Source organism: Agrobacterium tumefaciens, from assembly GCF_005221385.1.
In the GTDB taxonomy this organism is placed as follows: Bacteria; Pseudomonadota; Alphaproteobacteria; order Rhizobiales; family Rhizobiaceae; genus Agrobacterium; species Agrobacterium tomkonis.
In genome coordinates this window covers 1,332,364-1,355,612 of the sequence record NZ_CP039903.1, presented here as the reverse complement: position 1 = coordinate 1,355,612, position 23,249 = coordinate 1,332,364, and the positions used below count along the sequence as shown (strand labels likewise).

At 59.4% G+C, this 23,249-nt stretch carries 21 protein-coding genes and 2 tRNA genes; 14 read left to right on the top strand and 9 right to left on the bottom strand.

The window, feature by feature from the left end:
* From CFBP6623_RS06795 to CFBP6623_RS06775, 5 genes are all read right to left on the bottom strand, one after another.
* Positions 1-423: a TadE/TadG family type IV pilus assembly protein gene (locus CFBP6623_RS06795; protein ID WP_046800069.1), complete on the bottom strand. Its 423-nt coding sequence runs from the start codon at positions 421-423 to the stop codon at positions 1-3.
* 148 nt (positions 424-571) lie between these two features.
* Positions 572-1,408: a RadC family protein gene (radC, locus tag CFBP6623_RS06790; protein WP_046800070.1), complete on the bottom strand. Its 837-nt coding sequence runs from the start codon at positions 1,406-1,408 to the stop codon at positions 572-574.
* 13 nt (positions 1,409-1,421) lie between these two features.
* Complete coding sequence (gene map / locus CFBP6623_RS06785; protein WP_046800109.1) at positions 1,422-2,255, bottom strand: type I methionyl aminopeptidase; 834 nt, start codon at positions 2,253-2,255, stop codon at positions 1,422-1,424.
* Between the two features lie 31 nt (positions 2,256-2,286).
* Entirely contained in the window at positions 2,287-3,006 is a 720-nt protein-coding gene (gene sfsA, locus CFBP6623_RS06780; RefSeq protein ID WP_046800071.1) for a DNA/RNA nuclease SfsA, read from the bottom strand.
* Between the two features lie 34 nt (positions 3,007-3,040).
* Positions 3,041-4,900 carry a PHA/PHB synthase family protein gene (locus tag CFBP6623_RS06775; protein ID WP_046800072.1) on the bottom strand — a complete coding sequence of 620 codons (1,860 nt, stop codon included), beginning with the start codon at positions 4,898-4,900 and terminating at the stop codon, positions 3,041-3,043.
* 139 nt (positions 4,901-5,039) lie between these two features.
* Here CFBP6623_RS06775 and CFBP6623_RS06770 point away from each other — a divergent pair, with 139 nt between their 5' ends.
* Positions 5,040-5,465 (top strand): hypothetical protein, encoded by a 426-nt coding sequence (locus CFBP6623_RS06770; RefSeq protein ID WP_046800110.1) that lies wholly within the window; start codon positions 5,040-5,042, stop codon positions 5,463-5,465.
* A gap of 575 nt (positions 5,466-6,040) precedes the next feature.
* On the opposite strand, the gene fnrN is transcribed toward CFBP6623_RS06770, so the two are convergent.
* A complete protein-coding gene (gene fnrN, locus CFBP6623_RS06760) occupies positions 6,041-6,766 on the bottom strand; it encodes a transcriptional regulator FnrN (RefSeq protein WP_046800073.1) in 726 nt (241 codons plus the stop codon).
* Between the two features lie 213 nt (positions 6,767-6,979).
* Here fnrN and hemN point away from each other — a divergent pair, with 213 nt between their 5' ends.
* From hemN to CFBP6623_RS06720, 8 genes are all read left to right on the top strand, one after another.
* Positions 6,980-8,329 carry an oxygen-independent coproporphyrinogen III oxidase gene (hemN, locus tag CFBP6623_RS06755; RefSeq protein ID WP_080842073.1) on the top strand — a complete coding sequence of 450 codons (1,350 nt, stop codon included), beginning with the start codon at positions 6,980-6,982 and terminating at the stop codon, positions 8,327-8,329.
* Between the two features lie 114 nt (positions 8,330-8,443).
* The gene (locus CFBP6623_RS06750) at positions 8,444-8,728 is read left to right on the top strand and encodes an acyl carrier protein (protein WP_003495848.1); all 285 of its coding nucleotides are present in this window, start codon (positions 8,444-8,446) and stop codon (positions 8,726-8,728) included.
* Positions 8,729-8,819: 91 nt separating this feature from the next.
* Positions 8,820-9,299, top strand: coding sequence for a 3-hydroxyacyl-ACP dehydratase FabZ family protein (locus tag CFBP6623_RS06745; RefSeq protein ID WP_046800075.1), 480 nt, complete (start codon positions 8,820-8,822; stop codon positions 9,297-9,299).
* 209 nt (positions 9,300-9,508) lie between these two features.
* Positions 9,509-10,705: a beta-ketoacyl-ACP synthase gene (locus CFBP6623_RS06740; protein ID WP_046800076.1), complete on the top strand. Its 1,197-nt coding sequence runs from the start codon at positions 9,509-9,511 to the stop codon at positions 10,703-10,705.
* 12 nt (positions 10,706-10,717) lie between these two features.
* Positions 10,718-12,001, top strand: coding sequence for a beta-ketoacyl-ACP synthase (locus tag CFBP6623_RS06735; RefSeq protein WP_046800077.1), 1,284 nt, complete (start codon positions 10,718-10,720; stop codon positions 11,999-12,001).
* Between the two features lie 162 nt (positions 12,002-12,163).
* Entirely contained in the window at positions 12,164-13,192 is a 1,029-nt protein-coding gene (locus CFBP6623_RS06730; protein ID WP_035242478.1) for a zinc-binding dehydrogenase, read from the top strand.
* A gap of 5 nt (positions 13,193-13,197) precedes the next feature.
* Positions 13,198-14,127, top strand: coding sequence for a lipid A biosynthesis lauroyl acyltransferase (locus CFBP6623_RS06725; protein ID WP_052818591.1), 930 nt, complete (start codon positions 13,198-13,200; stop codon positions 14,125-14,127).
* Positions 14,128-14,406: 279 nt separating this feature from the next.
* Positions 14,407-15,102: a hypothetical protein gene (locus CFBP6623_RS06720; protein ID WP_046800079.1), complete on the top strand. Its 696-nt coding sequence runs from the start codon at positions 14,407-14,409 to the stop codon at positions 15,100-15,102.
* Positions 15,103-15,160: 58 nt separating this feature from the next.
* Here CFBP6623_RS06720 and CFBP6623_RS06715 read toward each other — a convergent pair whose 3' ends face one another.
* Complete coding sequence (locus tag CFBP6623_RS06715; RefSeq protein ID WP_080842603.1) at positions 15,161-15,964, bottom strand: TSUP family transporter; 804 nt, start codon at positions 15,962-15,964, stop codon at positions 15,161-15,163.
* 181 nt (positions 15,965-16,145) lie between these two features.
* Between CFBP6623_RS06715 and CFBP6623_RS06710 the strand changes: the two genes are divergently transcribed.
* From CFBP6623_RS06710 to recJ, 5 genes are all read left to right on the top strand, one after another.
* Positions 16,146-17,105: a nucleoside hydrolase gene (locus CFBP6623_RS06710; protein ID WP_080842075.1), complete on the top strand. Its 960-nt coding sequence runs from the start codon at positions 16,146-16,148 to the stop codon at positions 17,103-17,105.
* Between the two features lie 302 nt (positions 17,106-17,407).
* Positions 17,408-18,628: an LL-diaminopimelate aminotransferase gene (locus tag CFBP6623_RS06705; protein ID WP_046800081.1), complete on the top strand. Its 1,221-nt coding sequence runs from the start codon at positions 17,408-17,410 to the stop codon at positions 18,626-18,628.
* A 61-nt stretch (positions 18,629-18,689) separates the two neighbouring features.
* A complete protein-coding gene (locus CFBP6623_RS06700; RefSeq protein WP_080842076.1) occupies positions 18,690-20,000 on the top strand; it encodes a homoserine dehydrogenase in 1,311 nt (436 codons plus the stop codon).
* A gap of 211 nt (positions 20,001-20,211) precedes the next feature.
* The gene (locus CFBP6623_RS26740; RefSeq protein ID WP_046800083.1) at positions 20,212-20,436 is read left to right on the top strand and encodes a hypothetical protein; all 225 of its coding nucleotides are present in this window, start codon (positions 20,212-20,214) and stop codon (positions 20,434-20,436) included.
* Between the two features lie 103 nt (positions 20,437-20,539).
* A complete protein-coding gene (gene recJ / locus CFBP6623_RS06690; RefSeq protein WP_080842078.1) occupies positions 20,540-22,348 on the top strand; it encodes a single-stranded-DNA-specific exonuclease RecJ in 1,809 nt (602 codons plus the stop codon).
* A 129-nt stretch (positions 22,349-22,477) separates the two neighbouring features.
* Here recJ and CFBP6623_RS06685 read toward each other — a convergent pair.
* Positions 22,478-22,552, bottom strand: a tRNA-Glu gene (locus tag CFBP6623_RS06685).
* A 449-nt stretch (positions 22,553-23,001) separates the two neighbouring features.
* Positions 23,002-23,076, bottom strand: a tRNA-Glu gene (locus CFBP6623_RS06675).
* Positions 23,077-23,249: the final 173 nt, after the last annotated feature.

The following is a 23,249-nucleotide window of genomic DNA, read 5'->3' as shown; positions in this document are numbered from 1 at the left end:
TCATGCTCCTCCGATCCGGATGGTGGAAAAACGCCGGATGACCGGCTCTGGCATGGTGTAGCTGTAGAGGCTCCAGATCGGCAGATCGCTGGCGTCGTATTCGACCTTGACCGTGAACTGGTTGGCATTGGCGGGATCGGTGGCGACATCGACGGTGAAACGGTTCTTGTCCATGAAGGCGTAACTGAGATCGCTTTTGGTGACGAAATCCCGGGCAAGCTGCTGGCGCTCGGTCGTATTCAGGCCGGCAACCGCCGTTCTCGCCGCATCGGCGGCGATCTGCTGCACCGAATAGGCCGCCATCAGGTAGATGCCGTAGGCGATCATGGTCAGAAGGACGAGAAAGAAGATCGGCGCGACGATCGCGAACTCGACAGCGTTCGAGCCGGACCGATCGCGAAGGAAACGCACTGCATTACGCATAAAGCACCCCCGTTTCTTAAGGCACCAAGGTTCGATGCCTTGTTTTATTATTTTCGGAAATGCTAATTTATAGGTGTTAATTTTTTGTTGATGCCGCCCTTATGGGTTGCAGGCGCGTTAAAAACTTCGCGTCAGTACCAGTTGATTTTCAAATAAGCCGAAGCCCTTTGAAGCTGGCGTGGCCATCCTTGCCGATGATGATGTGGTCGTGGACAGCAATGCCGAGCGGCTTTGCAGTATCGATAATGGTTTTGGTCATCTCGATATCCGCCCGCGAGGGGGTGGGGTCTCCACTCGGGTGATTATGTATTAAAATCAAGGCTGTAGATGACAGTTCAAGGGCGCGGCGCACCACTTCGCGCGGGTAGACCGGCGTGTGGTCCACGGTTCCCTGACCCTGCACCTCGTCGGCGATCAGGACATTGCGCTTGTCGAGGAACAGGATGCGGAACTGTTCGCGCGTTTCATGGGCCATGGCGGCATGACAATAATCAATGACCGATGACCAGGAACCGAGAACCTGCTTGTTACGGATTTCGCTTTTCAGCATGCGCTGGGAAACCGAAGCGACGAGCTTCAGATCGAGAGCCACGGCTTCGCCGACGCCTTTCACCTCCTGCAGCAGCGGCAAAGGTGCGCCAAGCACGCCGCCAAGGGTTCCGAAGCGGGAAATCAGCGCCTTGGCGATGGGTTTGGTATCGCGCCTCGGGATCAGCCGGAACAGCAGGAGTTCCAGCAATTCGTAGTCGGCAAGTGCGGCGTCGCCGCCATCACGATAACGCGTCCGCAGCCGGTCCCGGTGACCGTGATAGTGCGCGGTCTCCGCTTCCTGTTCGGCAATGGTGACGGTGGGTTTTTTCGGAGCACTTCGCGGTTCGGCAAAAAAGCCGCGCTCATCCGCCGCGTCGAACAGGTCGCCTTCGCCCGCCTCAAAGCCTGACGTCGGGGAAAGATCGGCGGGAGGCGGGGCAGGGCGTTTTGCCATAGGCGGTCTGGCCTTATGCGAGTGGCGGAAGGCCCGGGCGATCAAAGCCGCCCGGTGACAGCGTAAAGATTTCGCAGCCTGTGGCCGTGACGCCGACGGCATGTTCATATTGCGCGGAGAGAGAACGGTCACGCGTCACCGCCGTCCAGCCATCCGAGAGCACCTTCACATGCGGCTTGCCGAGATTGATCATCGGCTCGATGGTGAAGATCATGCCCTCGCGGATTTCCGGCCCTTCCTCCGGCTGGCCGTAATGCAGAATGTTCGGCGTGTCGTGGAACAGGCGTCCGACGCCATGGCCGCAGAAATCACGCACCACCGAGCAGCGCTCTGCTTCCGCATAGGCCTGGATCGCCGCGCCGATTGCACCGGTGCGCGCACCGGGCTTGACCGCCGCGATGCCGCGCATCAGGCATTCATAGGTCACTTCCATCAGTCGCTCGGCGGCGCGCTTGATCTGGCCTACCGGATACATGCGGCTCGAATCGCCATGCCAACCGTCAAGCACATAGGTCACGTCAATATTGACGATATCGCCGTCGCGCAGCGGCTTTTCATCCGGAATGCCGTGGCAGACCACATGGTTGATCGAGGTGCAGACGGATTTGGTATAACCGCGATAATTCAGCGTTGCCGGCAGCGCGCCGTGGTCGGCGCCGAACTCGAAGACGAAACGGTCGATGGCGTCAGTCGTCACGCCGGGCTTGACGATCGCCGCCAGTTCGTCGAGGCAGCGCGCCGTCAGCTGGCACGCCTTGCGCATACCGTCGAAGTCCTCAGGGGTATAGAGGCGGATGACGCCGGTATTCTTGAGGGGAGCGGAGGCTGCGTCGATATAGGTGACCATCATAGTGCTTTCTGTCTCTTTACGTCCCTGTTCATAAAACAGCCGGACGCCATTCGTCCATCTTAACCGTTCCGCTGACCGAAATTTGTGCCGGGGAGACCGCGCATTTTACCGCATAGGCCTCGACACCACGTGCCATCGCCCGCTGAAACGCCAGCGCATAGACCGGATCAAGATCGTCGCAGATGCGCATCCGGTCACAATCGTCGCGCTGGATGAGATAGAGCATCACCGAACGGTAACCGGCTTCCGCTGCGTCACCCAGCTCCTCCAGATGCTTGGCGCCGCGCTTGGTAGCGGTATCAGGGAATTCGGCCAGACCCTTTTTTCGCATGAAATGCACGTTCTTCACTTCAACATAGGCGTCCGGCCGGCCGGGTTCGGTGAGCAGGAAATCGATGCGGGAATTGCGGCCGTATTTCTGTTCGCGCCGGATCGTCGAATAGCCGCCAAGCTCAGGGATACGGCCGTTCACGATTGCCTCTTCCGCCAGCCGGTTCGGCATGCCGGTATTGATGCCGACCACGGTGCCATCTGCCTCGACCATTTCAAACATGTGCCGGTACTTGCGGGTCGGGCTGTCATGTTCGGAAAGCCAGATACGGGAGCCCGGTGTCGTCAGCCCGCGCATGGAACCGGTATTGGGGCAGGAACCGGTAATCGCCGTGCCGTCCTCCAGAACGGCATCGAAGAGGAAGCGCTTGTAGCGGGAGATCAGCGTGGCGGGAACGAGCGGGGGTGTGAAGAGCATGTGGCCTGAAAGATGTTTCGGTGATGGAATTGGGTCAGGAAAGGACGTAGGTTCCCGGCGCGTCGCCGAGCACGGGCCGCTTGCCGTCTTCCGGCTTGCGCGCCTTTACCTTTTCAGCGTTCTGGCTTTCGATCCAGTTCTGCCAGTGCACCCACCATGAGCCCTTGTGGGCGGTGGCGGCAGCCTGCCAGGCATCAAAGTCTCCAGCCGGTGACGACCCCGTCCAATATTGGTATTTTTCAAGCTGCGGCGGGTTGACGACGCCGGCTATGTGGCCGGAAGCGCCAAGCACAAATTCCACCGGCCCGCCGAACAGCGCAGCACCCGTGAAAACCGATTTCGCCGGCGCGATATGGTCGTCGCGGGTGGCGAGGTCATAGATGGGTATCTTGATGTCGCCGAGATTGATCCGCTTGTCGGCAACACGCATCAGCCCGCGGGCGAGATTGTTCTCCAAGTAACAATTACGCAGATAGAAGGAGTGGCTGGCAGCCGTCACCCGGGTCGAATCGGAATTCCAGTAGAGCAGATCGAAGGGCAGGGGCTCGGTGCCGCGCAGGTAATTATCGACCATATAGGGCCAGATGAGATCGGAAGCGCGCAGCATGTTGAAGACGGTGGCCATGATCGAGCCGTCGAGATAACCGACCGCCTGCATATGCCTGTCGAGCGCCGCCAGCTGGCCTTCATCGATGAAGACCTTGAGATCGCCGGCATGGATGAAATCGGTCTGGGCGGCGAGCAGCGTGGCGCTGCGGATACGCTCATCACCTTGCTGCGCATGCAGTGCCAGTGCCGAGGATAAAAGCGTGCCGCCGACGCAATAGCCGATGGCGTTGATTTGCCTCTCGCCGGTTCTTTCCTCGATGGTGTCGAGGGCGAAATCAATACCTTCGCGGATGTAATCGTCCCAGCTCTTGTCGGCGAGGCGGGCATCCGGGTTGATCCAGGAGACCATGAACACGCTGTGGCCTTGATCGAGGCACCATTTAACGAAGGATTTCTGCGGGTTGAGATCGAGAATGTAGAATTTGTTGATCCATGGCGGCACGATCAGCAGCGGCCGTTTGAAGGCCTTCTGTGTTGTCGGCGCATAATGGATGATCTCGCAGAGCGGGCTTTTGGCCACCACCTTGCCCGACGTTACCGCGATATTCTGGCCGATGACGAATTTGCTGTAATCGGTCTGGCGCAGTTTCAGGTGGCCATTGCCTGCTGCTACATCCTCCGCCAGCTGCGCCATGCCCTTGACGAGATTGGCGCCGCTGGAGGCAACCGTTTCACGGAAGACCTGCGGATTGGTGAAGACGAAATTGGCCGGCGAAAGCGCCTCGGTTACCTGCCGCATGTAGAACAGCGCCTTGGTGCGTGTATGTTCGTCCAGCCCCTCGGCTTCCGTCACCATCCGGTCGGCGAAGCCCACGGTGGTTTGATAGGCTTTCAGGAGAAAATCGAAAAACGGATTGGCCTGCCAGTCGGCATCCGCAAAACGCCGGTTGCGGCGCTGCGCGGGGCCGGTCTCTGTGGGTTTTTCCGAGACCGAATCGGCAGCTTCGGAAAATTGCGCCACCGATTTTGTCCACAGGTCGTAATAGCTGGAGAGAAGATGGGTCTGCGCTTCCAGTGAACGCTGTGGCTCGGCCATCCAATATTCCGCGACATCGGACAGCGTCTTGACGAGGTCGGTCATGGGATCGGCGCTGTTTTCAGGGATTTCGCCGCGTTCACGCGGCGCCAGCCATTCGGAGGCGGCCTTGCCGAGATTTTCAAGCGCGCGAGCGATGTTGATCGCGAAGGCTTCAGGGTCGCGGATCAGGTAGGCTTCGGCGGATCCGGCGTCGAAACCGGGCGTTTTGCCGCCCTTTTGCTTCTGCCCGCCGTCAACACCCGCCATGCGCTATCCTCCGCCAAATTTGTGTTTGCACATTCTGCATGAAAACGAATACAAGTTCCACCAGCAAGGGGAGGCAGCAAAGGGCCGAACCGCAGTCGAATTCGATATCGGCAGATATCCTTACAGGCGGAACACGACGATGGGCAAGCAGATGGGCACATGGGGAACATATGCGGAAAACACTGCGAGAATCGCTGTGCTTTCCCTGTCCGGCGTCCTGATTGTTACCGGACTCGCGGCCTGCAAGGCTCCCGAACCGATCGTGGCGCCTGCCCATATGCGCCGCCCGACGGCAGAAATTGTCGGCCCGCGCCCCGTTAGCGACAATGCGGTGAGCCAGAAGCGCGACACCGGCACCTATCCGACCTTCTCGGCGCCCATGACGGCGGCCGGTACCCAGATGGGTGACGATGAGGCCTCCACCATGGAAACCAGCCTCTCGCGCCTTGGTGCGGCACGCCGCAACGGCCAGATTTCGGAAGCCGAATACAAGCGCCGGGTTGCGGAACTGCGGGCGCTCGGCGAAAACCAGAAGCCGGTTGCGACGCCTGCTGCTTCGCAGTGAGATTATCACGCGCGTTATGCGCGATATAACGAACCCACGCCAACATCCTTGAGTGACGAAACACGCCCTGAAACCAAGCTGGCCCATATGCGCCATGAGGCGTGAGATGGAGCGAGCGCATGCCGCCTGTTTCTTCTCCCCGCCGGGGAGAAGTCCGCGGCAGCGGGATGAGGGGGCGAGCTCTCCGAAATCCGGCAACGCTGCCCCCTCATCCGACCCTTCGGGCCACCTTCTCCCCGGCGGGGAGAAGAAACAAGCGGCGATGCCGAGCCTGGGATGGTGGCACTTACCGCTCATGGGTCAGGCCGGCGCGAAATCATAACCCCTTCTTTACCCTGCCTTTGAACCATCCGCTTACCGAAGATTTTAAGCGGATGGATGCTGTTTGGCGCTTATGATGCAGCCATAACAAACAGGCCGCTGAAAAAGCGGCATACAGGGTGAAATATCATGAAATGCATCGCCGCTTTGCTGGTTCTTGCCGGTTTTGCGCTCGCCCCCGCTCAGGCGCGGGCGCCGCACGTCAATATTGGAACGCCCGCGCTTCAGGGTCGATGAAAAATGGCGAATGCCGGTCAGTCGTTGCCGGCAGCTTCGTTCAGAATGTCGAGATCGGGTACCGTGATATGGCGGTTGTTCTCGATGCGGATAATGCCTTCCTTGCGCAGCTTGGTCATTTGCCGGCTCACCGTTTCGATGGTGAGGCCGAGAAAATCGGCGATGTCGGCGCGTGAGAGCGGCAGGTCGAAAGCCGATTTGTCGTCGTTTTCCGGATCGATGTGGGTGGCGATCATATAAAGGAAGCTGGCAACCTTCTCCTGCGCTGATTTACGGCCAAGCGTCAGCATCCAGTCGCGCGCCTCATCCAGTTCCTTCAGCGACTGGTTATGCAGCTTGCGCTCCATATCAGGCACTTCCGAGACCATGCGGTCGACGATGCGGCGTGGGAAAAGGCAGATTTCGACATCCGTTGCCGCTTCCGCCGTCATCTTGCTTTCCGCCATGAACGGGCGGCCGAGAAAATCCGGTGCGAATTGCAGGCCGACGATCTGCTGGCGGCCATCCGACATCATTTTCGAAAGCTTCACCACGCCATTGAGGATGTTGCCATAGGAGGTGACAAGTTCCCCCTGGCCGAGCAGCTCATTGCCGGCCTCCAGCTTTTTGCGGCTGGAATAACGGTTGAGATCGCAGAGCTGCTGCGGGGTCAGCGTGCTGCAAAGACCGCCGTGGCGCGCCTCGCAGGAGCGACAGACAACGGGCTCTTCCGAATTGTGGATGGTCTTCTGCAGCGTGTCCATAAGCCTTTTCCAATGCTGGCTTTTTCGGGACGATTGCGACCGTGGGTATCAAATACGGTCTCTTTAAAGGCTTGCGCCGCGTAGCCGTCGCCCCAGCGTCTACATTAGGAAGAACTTAAGGCGCAATTTGATTGAAGTCAAAGTTGCAAACTGTCGCAGCCGTTACTGAAAGAGAGGAAATCGACATTTTCTTGATAAAAGGCAAAACCGGTGATGAATACCGAACTTCTTCGCAAATATTCTGGCGCCGTACCCCGTTACACGAGCTATCCGACCGCGCCGCATTTCCACGAGAGAATCGATAATGCGACCTACCGGCAATGGCTGGGCGAGCTCAACCACCGGAACCGGATATCGCTTTACCTGCATATTCCCTATTGCGACCGGTTGTGCTGGTTCTGTGCCTGTCACACCAAGCACACGCTGAAATACGAGCCGATTGCCGTTTATCTGGAAGCACTTAAGCAGGAAATTGCCGCGGTCGGCGCGCTCGTTTCACCTGACGCAGTGGTGAGTGCCGTGCATTTCGGCGGTGGTTCTCCCACCATGCTGAAGCCTGAGGACATGGTGAGCCTGATGGACTGTCTGCGGCGCCATTTCACTTTTGGGCTGGCGCCTGAAATCAGCGTGGAAATGGACCCGAACGATCTGGATAACAGCCGTTACGACGCGCTTGCCGCCGTCGGTATGTCGCGGGCAAGCCTCGGCGTACAGGATTTCGATGACAAAGTGCAAAAAACCATCAACCGTATTCAATCTTTCGAACAGACAAAATCCGTTGTCGATGCGGTGCGGGCGAGGGGTGTTCACTCCGTCAATTGCGACATTCTCTACGGTCTGCCGTTCCAGACCTGCGAGACGCTGAAGAAGACAGTGGATCAGATCGTCTCGCTCGATCCGGACCGGGTAGCGCTTTTCGGTTATGCCCATGTTCCGTGGATGAAAAAACACCAGTCGCTGATCCCAGAACACGCGCTTCCGGATATTGCCGAGCGGTATCGCCAGATGACGATGGCGGGTGAGATGTTGCAACAGGCGGGTTACAAAGCGATCGGCATCGACCATTTCGCCAAGCCAGCCGATACCTTGTGCCAGGCGGCCGAAGCGGGTGCGTTGCGGCGGAATTTCCAGGGCTATACCACTGATACGGCCGATGCGCTGATCGGGCTTGGCGCTTCTTCGATCGGCCGGCTGCCGCAGGGTTATGTGCAGAACATGGTGGCGACCGGGGAATATCAGCGGATGACGGGCGAGGGCGGCCTTGCCATCGTCAAGGGAATAGAACTGTCGGAAGAGGACCATCTGCGCTCGCATGTCATCGAGCGGCTGATGTGCGATTTCGCGCTCGATTTCGCCGATCTCGATCAGCGTTTCGGCAAGGCCAGCCATGCCGTGCGGACGCAGGCACAGCATTTTGCCGCCGGCAACAGCGATGGCGTGGTGCGTATGGATGCCGATATTTTTGCGCTTACCGAGGTGGGCAGGCCCTTCGTGCGTAATATCGCGGCAATCTTCGACACTTATCTCGGCAATGGACGCGGCCGCCATTCGGTTGCTGTTTAGGCAACAGTTTTGCGGCAAATTTCAAAGTTACGTCACGAAACCATTGGCTTTTTTGTGTGACTTGCCTATGTGGTGCGTCAGACAGGATAATTCATACGAACGACAATAAGGATTATGGGCGTGACAGCTACATTCGACAAGGTTGCCGACATTATCGCCGAAACCAGCGAAATCGACCGCGAAACCATTACGCCGGAAAGCCACACGATCGACGATCTGGGCATCGACAGCCTCGACTTTCTGGATATCGTTTTCGCCATCGACAAGGAATTCGGCATCAAGATTCCGCTCGAGCAGTGGACGCAGGAAGTCAACGAAGGCAAGGTTTCCACCGAAGAATACTTCGTGCTGAAGAACCTCTGCGCCAAGATCGACGAATTGCGCGCAGCCAAGGGCTGAGATGATGATGCCCGCGTCAAGCGGGCATTTCTCTTTCTGGACCCGGCCTTTCATTGGGCGGGTCGCAACCGACCAGAGACGGGCCGGACGGATGTTGCTTGAATATTTTCAGATGATCGACAAGGTCGAGGCCGTGGATATGACGACGCGCTCATTGAAGGCGCAGTCCGTCGTTCCCGACAAAAGCCCGGTTTTCGAAGGCCACTTTCCCGGCATGCCGCTGGTTCCGGGTGTGCTTCTGATCGAGACCATGGCGCAGGCCTCCGGCATGCTGGTTCTGGCATTCAGCGATTTTGCATCCATGCCGTTCCTGATGTCGGTCGATGGCGCCAAGATGCGCACCTTCGTTGAGCCGGGCGCTGTTCTCGACATCGAGGCCGTGCTGGAACATGACGGTTCGGGCTTTGCGGTTACCAAGGCGAAGATTACCAGCGATGGCAAGAAGGTCTGCGACGCGCAGCTGAAACTGCGCACCATGCCCTTCAGCGAAATCCCTCTCGGTCCCATCGTAAAGAAGCGGGCCGAAGAAGTCGGCCTGATGGCGGCCATTGCCGCGGATGCGCAGAAATAAGCGCTTCCGCCCGTTTCGAAAGAGGGCGTTTTTTCCGTCGGCCCGGTTTCGATGCATGAAAATCGTGGGCTGGCGATGGCCGAACGGGCCTTCACCATTGCCAATCCGCACCGCGCGCTTTATTCCGCAACGCATGGAGCGGTCGTTTGCGACCGCTGTTGGATAGCCGTGACCATTCCGATGGGGCCGGCTGCAAAGGATGACAGACGATGAAATCTGACAATGATGTGGTGATAACGGGGGTCGGCATCGTGACCTGTCACGGCGTCGGCAGCCAGGCGCATGTTGCGCTTCTTTCGGGAGCAGCCGCGCCGGCGACGATTGTCGAGACCGAAAAATTCAAACCCTATCCGGTTCATCCCATGCCGGAAATTGACTGGTCCGCGCAGATTGCCAAGCGCGGCGACCAACGCCAGATGGAAAACTGGCAGCGCCTCGGCGTGTTCGCCGCTGGCCTCGCGCTCGATGATGCCGGGCTGAAGGAAAATGCCGAAGCCTGCGCCACCATGGACATGATCGTTGCGGCCGGCGGCGGTGAGCGCGACATCAATGTCGATACGCTGATTGTCGATGAAGCGCTGAAGCGTAACGACCGCGAAAAGCTGCTCAACGAGAAGCTGACGACCGAACTGCGTCCGACGCTGTTTCTCGCCCAGCTTTCCAATCTGATGGCCGGCAATATCTCCATCGTGCACAAGGTCACCGGGTCTTCCCGCACCTTCATGGGTGAGGAGGCGGCAGGTATCTCCGCCGTCGAAACCGCGTTTCACCGCATTCGTTCCGGCGAATCGAGCCATGCGCTGGTTGGCGGCGCCTTTTCGGCCGAACGTCCCGACATGATCCTGCTGTTCGAGGCGATCGGCGCGCATGCGCAGGGTGGCTGGCAGCCGTTGTGGTCGCGTGGCGACCAGGATGGCGGCGGCATGATTTCCGGTTCGCTCGGCGCATTCCTCGTGCTGGAATCGCGCAAGCACGCCAGCGAGCGCGGCGCACGTATCTATGCCCGCATCGACGCCATCGAGGGCGATCGTGGCAGCCGCGATGACGGCCGCATGGAAAAGCGTATGGAGCGGCTGCTTGCGCCTGCAAAGGACAGCGCCGCGACCGTCGTATTCTCCGGTGCGAGCGGTTATGACGAGGTGACCCGGCGTGAGAAGGATATTCTCGAAAAGGCGCTGCCGCAGGCCGTCATTCGCGGTTTTGGCGGTATCACCGGCCATGGACTTGAAGCGCAGTTTCCGCTCGGACTGGCTCTGGCGGCGCTGACGCTTGAAAGCGGTGCGAAGGTTCCTGCCTTCGATGCGGCTGCGGAAAAGCAGATGGGCGAGGCGGCCAGTGAAGCCGTCGTCACCACTGTCGGCCATGTGCGCGGCGAAGGTGTCGCCGTTCTGTCCCGCGACGTTTGAGGAGAATAGACCATGACTTCCAATTTCAAGGATCATCTCGGTCGCCCGATCGTCGCCGTGACCGGCATGGGTATCATCACGTCGCTGGGGCAGGGGCTTGCCGATAACTGGGCGGCGCTGACATCTGGCAAGTCGGGCATCCACAAGATCACCCGTTTCCCGACCGAGGGGCTTTCCACCCGCATCAGCGGCACTGTGGATTTCATCAATATCCCGGTTCCGAACTCCGTCGAGCGCTCCTATGCCTTCGCGCGTGAAACCACCATCGAAGCTCTGGCGCAGGCCGGTATATCGGGTGATTTCGATGGGCCGCTGTTTCTCGCAGCACCGCCGATCGAGCCGGAATGGAGCGCACGTTTCGAGCTTGCCGACCGTTCGCCGCCGGCTGCCCAGCCTGGCGACGCCTATGAGCGGTTCATGACGGCGTTGCGCCAGCGCCCCGATCCGGCCTTCCAGGAAGCAGCACTTTTCGGCGCGATTTCCGAGCGTCTTTCCGACCGCTTTGGTACACGCGGCCTGCCGGTCACGCTGTCCACCGCCTGTGCATCCGGCGCGACTGCGATCCAGCTCGGCGTCGAGGCGATCCGCCAGGGCCGCACCGAACGGGCGCTGACGGTTGCGACCGACGGTTCGGTCAGCGCCGAGGCACTGATCCGCTTTTCGCTGCTGTCTGCACTTTCAACCCAGAACGATCCGCCGGAAAAGGCCTCCAAGCCGTTCAGCAAGGATCGCGACGGTTTCGTGATTGCCGAAGGTGCGGCAACGCTGGTGCTGGAATCGCTTGAAGCCGCCGTCGCACGCGGCGCAAAGGTGCTCGGCATCATCAAGGGCGCCGGTGAAAAGGCCGACAGCTTCCACCGCACGCGCTCTTCGCCCGATGGCGGCCCGGCGATTGCGACGATCCGCGCGGCACTCGCCGATGCGGGCGTGGCCGAAAGCGATATCGGTTACATCAACGCTCACGGCACCTCGACGCCGGAAAACGACAAGATGGAATATGGCTCCATGCTCGCCGTCTTCGGCGAAGGCCTGAAGGATATTCCGCTGTCGTCCAACAAGTCGATGATCGGCCATACCTTGACGGCCGCCGGCGCCGTGGAAGCGGTGTTCTCGCTGCAGACCATGCTGACCGGCACATTGCCGCCGACGATCAACTACAACAATCCCGATCCGACCATCACGCTCGACGTGGTGCCGAATGTGAAGCGGGATGCTCAGGTGAGCGCAGTTCTCTCCAACTCCTTCGGGTTTGGCGGGCAGAATGCAAGCCTTGTCATGACGCGGGAACCGGCTTAACCGGTTTCGCCATCAACAGGAGCGTTTCCGGCCCGAACAATCCGGAAACGCTCTCGCTTCTTTGATTACGCATTCCGGCCGCAAAACCGTTACAGAGGTTTGCTGGAATAGCCCTTTAGATAAACGCCCCCAGATAAACGCCCTTGGGCGAAGGACTGAAATATGCGCGCTCTTCAACTCGTGGACGACCGGAAGCTCGAAAAAGTGGACCTGCCCGAACCGGATGCACCTGGTCCGGGCGAGGTGACGCTGCGCGTCAAGGCCGTGGCGCTCAACCATATCGATGTGTGGGGCTGGCGCGGCATGGCTTTCGCCAAGCGCAAGATGCCGCTTACCATTGGTGCCGAGGCTTCCGGCGTGGTGGAAGCCATCGGTCCGGGCGTTTCGAATGTGCTGCCGGGCCAGCTCGTCGCGGTTTATGGCGCGCGCACCTGCGGGCTGTGCAAGCCTTGCCGCGAAGGTCGTGACAATCTGTGCGAACATGTTCAGGGCGTGCACGGTTTCCATCTCGACGGGTTCGCGCAGGAAAAGATCAATATTCCCGCCCGCCAGCTCGTGCCGGCTCCGCATGGTATTGACGCCGTTGCCGCCGCACTTGCACCGGTGACTTTCGGCACTGTCGAGCACATGCTGTTCGACAATGCCAAGCTTGAGCCGGGCGAAACGATCCTCGTTCATGCCGGCGGTTCCGGCATCGGCACGGCGGCGATCCAGCTTGCCAAGAAGATGGGCTGCACCGTCATTACGACAGTCGGCTCCGACGACAAGATCGAGCGTGCCAAGGCGCTCGGCGCCGATCACGTCATCAACTACCGGACAGACCGTTTCGAAGGCGTCGTGCGCAAGCTGACGAAAAAGAAGGGTGTTGACGTGGTGTTTGAACATGTCGGCAAGGACACCTTCGTCGCCTCGATGTTCTCGCTGAAGCGCGGCGGCCGTCTCGTCACCTGCGGCTCCACCTCGGGCGTATCCACCGACATCAACCTGATGATGTTGTTCCAGCAGCAATTGAAGCTGCTCGGCTCCTTCGGCTGCCGCATGGAAAACATGGCCAATGCCATGCAGAAGATGGCCCGCGGCATCGTTCATCCGGTCATCGACACCGAAGTAACCTTCGACGATATCGACCGGGCGCTGGAGCGTATGGAAACGCGTCAGGTGTTCGGCAAGATCGTTCTGCGGATGGATTGACCATCGTGAAATTATTCCTCACGCGGATCGTCCTGAAACTGGACCACTTCCGGCAATGGCTGATTGCGACATTCGCCTTCGGCCTTCTCAATCTGCTGAAGCTTTTTCCGGCCGATGCGGGCATTCGCGCCGCCGACCGGCTGGCGCGCTTCGTGGGGCCGAAAACCGGCCGCCACAAGCTGATGCTCTACAATCTGGCGCGTGCCTTTCCGGAAAAATCCGAGGAAGAACGGCTTGCGATCGCCATGGATAGCTGGGCCAATATGGGGCGGCTGGCGGCGGAATATGTGTTTCTCGATCGGCTGTTTGATTTCGATCCGGAAAAGAACGAGCCGGGGCGCATTCAGGTCGAGGGCATTTCGACATTCCTTGAGCTACGCGACAATCCGCGGCCCTTCATCGTCTTTACCGCCCATAGCGGTAATTTCGAGCTGCTGCCTGTCGCGAGTTCTGCCTTCGGTCTGGACGTGACGGTGCTGTTTCGTCCGCCAAACAATCCGTATGTCGCCGACAAGGTGTTCAATTTCCGCAAGGAGCGCATGGGTAATCTCGTGCCGTCGCATGCCGGCTCGTCCTTCGCGCTGGCGCGGCAGCTGGAAAGGGGCGGCGGTGTCGGCGTTCTCGTTGACCAGAAGTTCAGCAAGGGCCTGACGACGAAGTTCTTCGGGCTTGAGGTTCGCACCAATCCGCTGCTTGCCAAGCTGGTGCGGCAGTTCAACTGCGATGTTTATCCCGCCCGCTGCGTGCGTCTGCCGGATAATCGCTACCGGCTGGAAATCGAGCCGAAGGTCGAGATTCCGCGCGATGAAAAGGGCAATGTCGATATTCAGGCAACCGCGCAGCTGCTGAACGACAAGGTGGAAAGCTGGGTGCGCGAATATCCCGGACAGTGGCTGTGGTATCACGACCGCTGGGACGTGAAACACCAGATCTGAGGCGATTGCGGCGCAGCCGGATTTTCCGCGGTTTATATTAAATTCGGCCGGGAAATTGTGCGTTTCGACATTTTTCCATATTAGTGGAACCTCATTTTTCGTTCATGGATTATCGAAATTGAAAAAACAGCGGTGGCTGTGATATTTTGGACAACAATCCCGATGGCGTTTTTGCGCTTCGTTACGTCATTTTTAAGCGCAAAGAGGCTATGATCAGGGATAAAGGGTCTATCCTTTCGGATTGAGAGCGGGGTGTTTGCCCGTTCAGGGAGAGTTGGGTTGAAAGATTTGATAGAGCTGTTCTGGCTGCGTTATACGGAACTGCAATCTGCCGTTGGCAAAAACGAAGCCAACAAGATCGCAGTGCTGGAACGTGAACTGGAGCAGCTTCTCGAGCGTATTGTCGGCCGTCAGACTGAAAGCTCGGAAGATATTCGCGAGCAGTTCCGCTTCGCCATCGACCTCCTCAACCACGAGGCGGAAGACCTTGGCTGCGTGCAGCGCAATTCCGAGCTTCTGCGAACCCTGGTTGACCGGTATGTCGGCATGCCGCTCAAGGCAAAGGTCATCGGCGACGAGGACGAGGATAGCCTGGAATGGCATCACCGCCACCTGATCCTCGATGAGGACATGCTCAACGACCTCGACGAGCCGGTGGTTATCGTTTCTCCCGGTTATCGCGTGTCCTTCGCCAATGCGCTCGATGCATTCCAGCGCAATGCGCCGGAAGGGCTTTTGGGGTGCCATATCGCCGAGCTGGTCGGCGTTCACCGCTTCCAGAACCATCTGCGCGAAAAGCTCGACAATTGCTTCAAGGGCGATACGTCGAAATACACCTATGCGGAAGACCAGAACGGCCACACGGTCGTCAAGTCGCTGGAAATGTCGCCCTGTTATTCTTCCGCCTACAAGCTTATCGGCGCCATGGTGGTGATCAGGGAAATCGCCGATCGCAGACGTCGCGCCACCGGCTGACGCAAAGAGCCCCATTCCCGTCGATCGCCTGAATGAGCGAAGGCGCTTTGCCTCTCACTTATTTCGGGAAAATGGTTTCCCAGATCGTGGCGATGGACCAGGCGGACGAAGCATCGACAAGCAGCTTCGTCGCCATTGCCAGACACGAAAGAACCAGAAGCGGGCGGATGATCTTCGCGCCGTTTTTCATGGCGAAACGTGAGCCGATCTGCGCGCCGACGAATTGGCCGAGCCCCATGGCGAGCCCCAGTTTCCACAGAACCGCGCCGCCGATGGCGAAGACGATGAAGCCGCCGAAATTCGAGCCGAGGTTCAGAAGTTTGGTATGGGCGGTTGCCTTCAGCATGCCGAAGCCGGCAAGCGCCACGAAGGCCAGCATGTAAAACGAACCTGCGCCGGGACCGAAAACTCCGTCATAAAAACCCACCAGCGGCGCTACCGTAAGGCCGAAGACGAAGGGGGTGATGCGGCGATGGCTGTCGATATCGCTGAGCTGTGGCTTGAAGGCGAAATAAAGCGCGATCGCAATCAGCAGGAACGGCATAATGGTGCGCAGCACGCCCGATGGCACGAAGGCGGCGGCGACAGCACCGAGTCCGCCGCCGAGCATGGCCATGATGGCCATCGGCAATTGTTCCCGCAGATTGACGTGGCCGCGTCTGGCGTAAGCGAGAGTGGCGGAGGCTGAGCCGAACTGCGCCTGCAGCTTGTTGGTGCCAAGCGTGTCGAGCGGCGCAATACCCATGATCAGCATGGCCGGAATGGTGATGAGCCCACCGCCACCGGCAATGGAATCGATAAATCCGGCAAAGATGGCGACGCAGAAAAGAACGACGAAAACGTTGAGGGCGATGTCTTGCACTTGGGATGTCCGGGCAGGCGGAAGGGAGAGGGCCTCTTCTTTCACCGAAAGCAATGCCGCGCAATATTTTTCTCGCTGATCCGCTGCCCCTGGGGGGATTGCGGTACTGCCGCTTATCGCTATGTTTCCGTGGCGTCGCCGGAAGAACGGGTGGCGCTTGAGACATACGGATGAGGGCATTATGCATAAAGTGATATTCGATACGGATCCCGGTGTAGATGACGCAATGGCGCTTCTGTTCCTGCATCGCCATCCCGATATCGATCTGATCGGCGTCACCACGGTTTTCGGCAATGCGCCCATCGATATCACCACCCGCAATGCGCTGTTCCTGAAGCGGGAATGGCAGATGACAGCGCCGGTTGCGAAAGGCGCCGGCGTAACCTTCGATCCCGCCCGCAAGGAAGGCCACTGGCCGACCTTCATCCATGGCGAAAATGGCCTCGGCGATATCGACATTCCTGAGACCGTCGATCTGCCGCTCGATCCGCGTCCGGCGCATCGTTTCATCATCGAGACGGTGAAGGCCAATCCGGGTGAGGTGACGCTGATCGCCGTCGGTCGCATGACCAATCTGGCGCTGGCGCTGCGCGAGGAGCCGGATTTTGCGGCGCTGGTGAAAGAAGTCATCGTCATGGGCGGCGCCTTCGACATGAACGGCAATGTGTCGCCAGCGGCCGAGGCCAATATTCATGGCGATCCGGAAGCGGCCGATCTTGTCTTTACTGCGCCCTGGCGCGTGGTCGTCGTCGGTCTTGACGTGACGACGAAAACGGTGATGACAAGCGCCTTCATGGCTGAGATGGCCAAGGCCGGCGGCAAGCCGGTGCAGCTGCTGTCCGACCTGTCGCAATTCTACATCGATTTCTACAAGACCCGCACCGGCGACGGCATGGTGGTGCATGACAGCTGCGCCTGCGTCTACCTCGTCGCACCTGATCTGTTTGAGACCCGTAACGGCCCGGTGCGCGTCGTCTGCGGTGGGCTTGCCGATGGCCAGACCATCCAGAAGCCGGATGGCCGCGCCTTCCCGCCAGGTGACTGGGACGGGCATCCAAGCCAGCTTGTCTGCACGGATATCAAGCCGGAGCGCGTGCTTTCGGTCATCCGCGCGGCAATTGTGACGGGGGAGCGCGGCTGAACGACAGGAATGGCCGTTCTTGAGCATGGCTTGCCTTGCATTTTCCAAGAATCTGGCGTTATGCAAGTTCCTTGATCCTATTGCGCGATCCACCTTGCCAAAGGGGCCGAAAAGGCTGTGCCCGAAGCACAGGTGGATGATCGCGATGGCGTGTGGGCCGAGAAAAGCCTTGTAGGTTTTCCCGTGCTTTGCGCTACAATGAATAACGCCTGCCGGGTCGGTTCGTGTCGGCGGCGTTTAAAAACAAAAAACGAACCTTCGTTATGGGCCGGCAGAACCGGTCCATTCCCATGAGGAAAGTGATGGAAGAGTTTCACAAGGTCCGGCGTCTGCCGCAATACGTCTTCGAACAGGTCAACCGTTTGAAAGCGAGCGCGCGAGCGGCCGGGGCCGATATCATCGATCTCGGCATGGGCAATCCCGACCTTCCGACCCCCAAGGCGATCGTCGACAAGCTTTGCGAAGTCGTTCAGGATCCCCGCACCCATCGTTATTCCTCGTCAAAGGGCATTCCCGGCCTTCGCCGCGCGCAGGCCGCCTATTATGCCCGCCGTTTCGGCGTGAAGCTGAACCCCGATACCCAGGTCGTCGCGACCCTCGGCTCCAAGGAAGGCTTTGCCAATATGGCGCAGGCCATCACAGCCCCTGGTGACGTGATCCTGTGTCCGAACCCGACCTATCCGATCCATGCCTTCGGCTTCCTGATGGCGGGCGGTGTTATCCGCTCGATGAATGTCGAGCCGGATGAGAGCTTCTTCGGGCCACTGGAGCGCGCCGTGCGCCATTCCATCCCGAAGCCGCTGGCGCTGATCATCAACTACCCGTCGAACCCGACGGCGCATGTGGCTTCGCTGGATTTCTACAAGGACGTCATCGCGTTTGCGAAGAAGCACGAGATCATCGTGCTCTCCGACCTTGCCTATTCGGAAATCTATTTCGATGACAACAATCCGCCGCCTTCGGTTCTCGAGGTTCCCGGTGCAATCGACGTTGCGGTGGAATTCACCTCCATGTCGAAGACCTTCTCCATGCCCGGCTGGCGCATGGGCTTTGCCGTCGGCAATGAGCGGCTGATCGCGGCGCTGACCCGCGTGAAGTCCTACCTTGATTACGGCGCCTTCACGCCGATCCAGGTTGCGGCCACCCATGCTCTTAACGGCGACGGTTCCGACATCGCCGAAGTGCGCAGCGTCTATCGCCGCCGCCGTGACGTCATGGTCGATACGTTCGGCAAGGCCGGCTTCGAGGTTCCGCCGCCGGCGGCGACGATGTTCGCCTGGGCGAAAATCCCGGAAAAGTTCCGCCATCTCGGCAGCCTGGAATTCTCCAAGCTTCTGGTCGAGAAGGCTGATATCGCCGTTGCTCCCGGCATCGGCTTTGGCGAGATGGGCGATGATTACGTCCGTCTCGCGCTCGTGGAAAACGAGCATCGAATTCGTCAGGCAGCGCGCAATCTGAAGCGCTTCCTGTCGAGCGCAGACGAAACGATGCACAATGTCGTTTCGCTTAACGCCCACAGATAAGGGCAACCGAAGGCGGCCGGGCCTCGGCCGCCACCATCATCAGCAAATCAGGAACATACCCATGGCAGATTCATTGAGAATCGGCATAGCGGGGCTCGGCACTGTCGGCGCTTCGCTCGTGCGCATCCTCCAGCAGAGAAGCAACGAACTTGCGATTACCTGCGGACGCGCGATTGAGATTATTGCGGTGAGCGCGCGCGACCGTTCGCGCGACCGCGGCATCGATCTCAAGGGTATTACCTGGTGCGATACGCCGGAGCAGCTGGCGAGCGAAGCCGAGATCGACGTGTTCGTCGAACTGGTCGGTGGCGCTTCCGGTCAGGCTGAAAATGCGGTGCGCGCCGCGCTCGCACGCGGTCTCCATGTGGTGACAGCCAACAAGGCGTTGCTGGCCAAGCATGGCGTGGAACTCGCGACCATTGCCGAAGACAAGGGCGCGCTTCTCAATTTCGAAGCGGCCGTGGCTGGCGGTATTCCCGTGATCAAGGCGCTGCGTGAGTCTCTCACCGGTAACCATGTGTCGCGCATCTACGGCATCATGAACGGCACCTGCAATTACATCCTCACCAAGATGGAGAAGGAAGGGCTGTCCTTTGAGGCCTGTCTGAAGGAAGCGCAGCGGCTCGGTTATGCCGAAGCCGATCCGGCCTTCGATATCGAGGGCAACGACACCGCCCACAAGCTGGCAATCCTGACGACGCTTGCCTTCGGCAACAAGATTTCGGCCGATGACATCTATCTCGAAGGCATCACCAATATCTCCAGCGAGGATATTCAGGCGGCTGCCGAACTCGGTTACCGCATCAAGCTTCTCGGCGTGGCGCAGGTGACTGAATCCGGCATCGAACAGCGCGTGCATCCGACCATGGTGCCGCTCGATTCCGTCATCGCGCAGGTGGATGGTGTCACCAATGCGGTGGCGATCGAATCCGATATTCTCGGTGAGCTGCTGATGGTCGGTCCGGGTGCCGGCGGCAACGCCACGGCGTCCGCCGTACTCGGCGACATCGCCGATATCGCCAAGAGCCGCCCCGGCGCCCAGCAGGTGCCGGTTCTCGGCCGTCCGGCAAAATCGCTGGCCGATTATCGCCGCGCCAAGATGAAGAGCCACGAAGGCGGTTATTTCATCCGCCTGACGGTGAAGGATCAGGCCGGTGTTTTCGCCTCCATCGCCACCCGCATGGCTGACAATAACATCTCGCTGGAATCCATCGTGCAGCGCCAGCGCGTGCATGTGGAAGGCGCGCCGCAGACCATCATCCTCGTCACCCATGCGACGATGGAGGATGCGATCCGCAAGGCGGTGAAGGCGATCAAGAACGAGAAATATCTCGTCAGCGAGCCGCAGGTCATCCGCATCGAGCGGACCTGAAGCGCTTCACGATTTTTCTGACGTTGAGGACCGCGCCTCCACATGGAAGCGCGGTCTTTTTTGTCATGGGGAGGCCTTGGTAAGGGTGTAAAAAACGCCCCCGAAACACCGGCTTTCAGCCGTCATAAAATTTTAGAAAACGGCTGCGGAACCGCTGGAATGCGACACGATTCGGCCCTATGGTTAATCCTGTTCACCAAGCGAGGGAGGCGTGGCCGTGACATCGATCATCCTGTTCAAGGACAATAAGCGTGCAGACGTTCCGGTTGCCCATCATCGGGCACGGCCTCACACTGCCAACGACAATATTCGCAGCATGGAATTCGATATGGCCGAACACGAGCGCAACTGGTGTTCGCTTGCCGTGTTCTCGCTGCTGCTGCTGGTCGGTGCGGTATCGATCGTCAGCCCGTTTTTCTCGATATTTGCAGTGTGAAAGCCGGAACAAGCGTTTTTGCTTGAAAAACGCGCCATCGCCATTTAGCCCGTTCTAAGCATTAAAGCGCCGATATATGCGCATGACAGGACGAATGGACAGGATGGCAATGATGGAGCCGGCCGATACCGTGGCCCGCGCGTTTTTAAGCGTGGAGCGGTCGGCGACAGAACAGCGCTGGGTCTCGCGGCTGGATCAGGCCGGACAGAACCGCGCGCTGGCCATGTCCCAGATCCATGCCATTCCCGAGCTGATTGCCCGCGTGCTGGCCGGGCGCGGAGTAGGCGTGGATGATGCGCTTGCTTTTCTCGATCCGACCATCCGTTCGCTGATGCCCGATCCACATGTGCTGACCGATTGCGAGAAAGCGGCCGAGCGGCTGGTGCGCGCCATCGAGACCGGCGAGAAGGTGGCGATCTTCGGCGACTACGATGTCGACGGGGCTGCTTCTTCCGCCTTGATGTACCGGTTCTTCGCGCATTTCGGGCTGACGCCCGAGATCTATATTCCTGACCGGATTTTCGAAGGCTACGGGCCGAACCCGGCGGCGATGCAGCAGCTTGCCGCCAATGGTGCGACCCTGATCGTGACGGTCGATTGCGGCTCAACCAGCCATGAATCGCTGCAGGCCGCCAAGGATGCGGGAACCGATGTTGTCGTCATCGATCACCACCAGGTGGGTTCGGAACTGCCGCCGGCTGTCGCGCTGGTCAATCCCAACCGCGAGGACGATCTGTCGGGGCAGGGGCATCTCTGCGCCGCCGGCGTGGTGTTTCTCGTGCTGGTCGCCACGCTGCGGCTGCTGAAGGACCGACGCAACAGGCAGGCCTTCACGCTCGATCTGCTGTCGCTGCTCGATATCGTCGCACTTGCGACGGTATGCGATGTGGTGCCGCTGAAGGGGCTGAACCGCGCCTATGTGGTGAAGGGGTTGATTGCCGCGCGCCATATGAACAATGCCGGGCTTGCCGCCCTGTTCAAGAAGGCGGGGCTTGGCGGGCCGGTCACACCCTATCATTTCGGTTTCCTGATCGGGCCGCGCATCAATGCCGGCGGCCGTATCGGCGATGCCGCACTCGGCAGCCGTCTGCTGACCATTGAGGATACTTCGCAGGCGGAAGTGATTGCGGAGCGGCTGGATGAGCTGAACCGCGAGCGGCAGGCGATGGAAGCGGTGATGCTGGCGGAAGCCGAGGCGGAGGCGCTGTTCGAATATGGTGACGGTTCAGGCGCCGGCGTCATCGTCACCGCCCGGGAAAACTGGCATCCCGGTATTGTCGGCCTGCTTGCATCGCGGCTGAAGGATCGCTTCCGTCGTCCGGCCTTTGCGATTGCTTTCGATCCCTCCGGCAAGGGTACCGGTTCGGGCCGTTCGATCAATGGTTTCGATATGGGCCGCATGGTGCGCGCCGCCGTGGAGGCGGGATTGCTGGTCAAGGGTGGCGGCCATGCCATGGCGGCCGGGCTGACGGTGGAGCGCGCCAATCTCGGCAAGCTCAGGACGTTCTTTGAAGAAGCGGCCGTCAAGACGGTGAGCGAACTGGTGGAAAGCAGCGTGCTGAAGATCGACGGCGCCATCGGTGCGTCCGGCGCGACGTTGCAGCTTGTCGACCAGCTGGAGCAGGCGGGTCCTTATGGATCGGGCCATTCACAGCCGATTTTTGCCGTTCCGGCCCATCGCCTGCGCGATGTGCGCCTCGTCGGCACCGCCCATGTCAAAATCACGCTCGAGGCCATGGACGGCTCGCGGCTGGAGGGCATCGCATTCCGCGCCGCAGAAGCCCCTCTGGGGCAGATGCTGCTCAATGCGCGTGGCAGGTCCATCCATGTTGCAGGCACCGTGGGTGCCGATCTCTGGCAGGGCCAGAGGCGTGTGCAGCTGCGCGTTCTGGACGCGGCTTTCGCACCCTGACGGCGCTGCCGATCTTTTTGAATTTTCGGGGGGACAGCTGATGAACGAGCCGCAAACGGCAATCATCATCGCATTCACGCGTTACGTGAAGTTTTTTATGCAGAGTGCTGATTTTCAAGGAGAAGCAAGTGGCACGCCCTAGGGGAGTCGAACCCCTCTTTTCAGAATGAAAATCTGACGTCCTAACCGATAGACGAAGGGCGCGTGCGCTTGTGGTGTGGCGCCCTTATAGTCAGGCTCCCGTTGGTCCGCAAGCGGAAAAATTGATTTTTTTCGCTTCGAGACGAGATTTTTTGAGGAAGTCCGCAGGCCTGTGGAAAACTGCGGGTGATCTGGCCAAAGCCTTGAAATATCGCCCCTATCACTTGGCGTGAGCAATGCCAATTTGCCTCGACGGAGGTCGGAGACGCCGTTTTTATCCCTTAGCTGGCATCCCTGCCGGCGTTATCGGAAAGGCTCTGTCCGCGGATCGAGGGGGAAAGGCAAGCCGGTCGATCTGCCCGCTGGCGTTTCCTCCGGCTTGCCTTCCATCGGGGGGACAGCATTCTAACGTGCCGATCGGGAATCGGTTCCGACGCAACTATCGCCTGCGACGAACTCGTAGGCGTGAAGAGTATCTGTGTATTTTTGATGGGGGATAACACGAAGGCAAGTGGCACGCCCTAGGGGAGTCGAACCCCTCTTTTCAGAATGAAAATCTGACGTCCTAACCGATAGACGAAGGGCGCGTGCGCTTGTGGTGTGGCGCCCTTATAGTCAGGCTCCCGAAGGTCTGCAAGCGGAAAAATGCATGATTTGACAAAAAAATGACAATGGCCGCCAGAAGGCTTGGAAAACAAGGATTCTTGTTTCGTAACAAATGGTTAAAGCGTCTGAGTATTGCTGCTTTCGAGGCCTTTCG

Excerpts from the sequence above, each read along its gene's own strand:
- CFBP6623_RS06795 (WP_046800069.1), bottom strand. The coding sequence starts at position 423 with ATGCGTAATGCAGTGCGTTTCCTTCGCGATCGGTCCGGCTCGAACGCT.
- radC (WP_046800070.1), bottom strand. The coding sequence starts at position 1,408 with ATGGCAAAACGCCCTGCCCCGCCTCCCGCCGATCTTTCCCCGACGTCA.
- map (WP_046800109.1), bottom strand. The coding sequence starts at position 2,255 with ATGGTCACCTATATCGACGCAGCCTCCGCTCCCCTCAAGAATACCGGC.
- sfsA (WP_046800071.1), bottom strand. The coding sequence starts at position 3,006 with ATGCTCTTCACACCCCCGCTCGTTCCCGCCACGCTGATCTCCCGCTAC.
- CFBP6623_RS06775 (WP_046800072.1), bottom strand. The coding sequence starts at position 4,900 with ATGGCGGGTGTTGACGGCGGGCAGAAGCAAAAGGGCGGCAAAACGCCC.
- CFBP6623_RS06770 (WP_046800110.1), top strand. The coding sequence starts at position 5,040 with ATGGGCAAGCAGATGGGCACATGGGGAACATATGCGGAAAACACTGCG.
- fnrN (WP_046800073.1), bottom strand. The coding sequence starts at position 6,766 with ATGGACACGCTGCAGAAGACCATCCACAATTCGGAAGAGCCCGTTGTC.
- hemN (WP_080842073.1), top strand. The coding sequence starts at position 6,980 with ATGAATACCGAACTTCTTCGCAAATATTCTGGCGCCGTACCCCGTTAC.
- CFBP6623_RS06750 (WP_003495848.1), top strand. The coding sequence starts at position 8,444 with ATGGGCGTGACAGCTACATTCGACAAGGTTGCCGACATTATCGCCGAA.
- CFBP6623_RS06745 (WP_046800075.1), top strand. The coding sequence starts at position 8,820 with ATGTTGCTTGAATATTTTCAGATGATCGACAAGGTCGAGGCCGTGGAT.
- CFBP6623_RS06740 (WP_046800076.1), top strand. The coding sequence starts at position 9,509 with ATGAAATCTGACAATGATGTGGTGATAACGGGGGTCGGCATCGTGACC.
- CFBP6623_RS06735 (WP_046800077.1), top strand. The coding sequence starts at position 10,718 with ATGACTTCCAATTTCAAGGATCATCTCGGTCGCCCGATCGTCGCCGTG.
- CFBP6623_RS06730 (WP_035242478.1), top strand. The coding sequence starts at position 12,164 with ATGCGCGCTCTTCAACTCGTGGACGACCGGAAGCTCGAAAAAGTGGAC.
- CFBP6623_RS06710 (WP_080842075.1), top strand. The coding sequence starts at position 16,146 with ATGCATAAAGTGATATTCGATACGGATCCCGGTGTAGATGACGCAATG.
- CFBP6623_RS06705 (WP_046800081.1), top strand. The coding sequence starts at position 17,408 with ATGGAAGAGTTTCACAAGGTCCGGCGTCTGCCGCAATACGTCTTCGAA.
- CFBP6623_RS06700 (WP_080842076.1), top strand. The coding sequence starts at position 18,690 with ATGGCAGATTCATTGAGAATCGGCATAGCGGGGCTCGGCACTGTCGGC.
- recJ (WP_080842078.1), top strand. The coding sequence starts at position 20,540 with ATGGCAATGATGGAGCCGGCCGATACCGTGGCCCGCGCGTTTTTAAGC.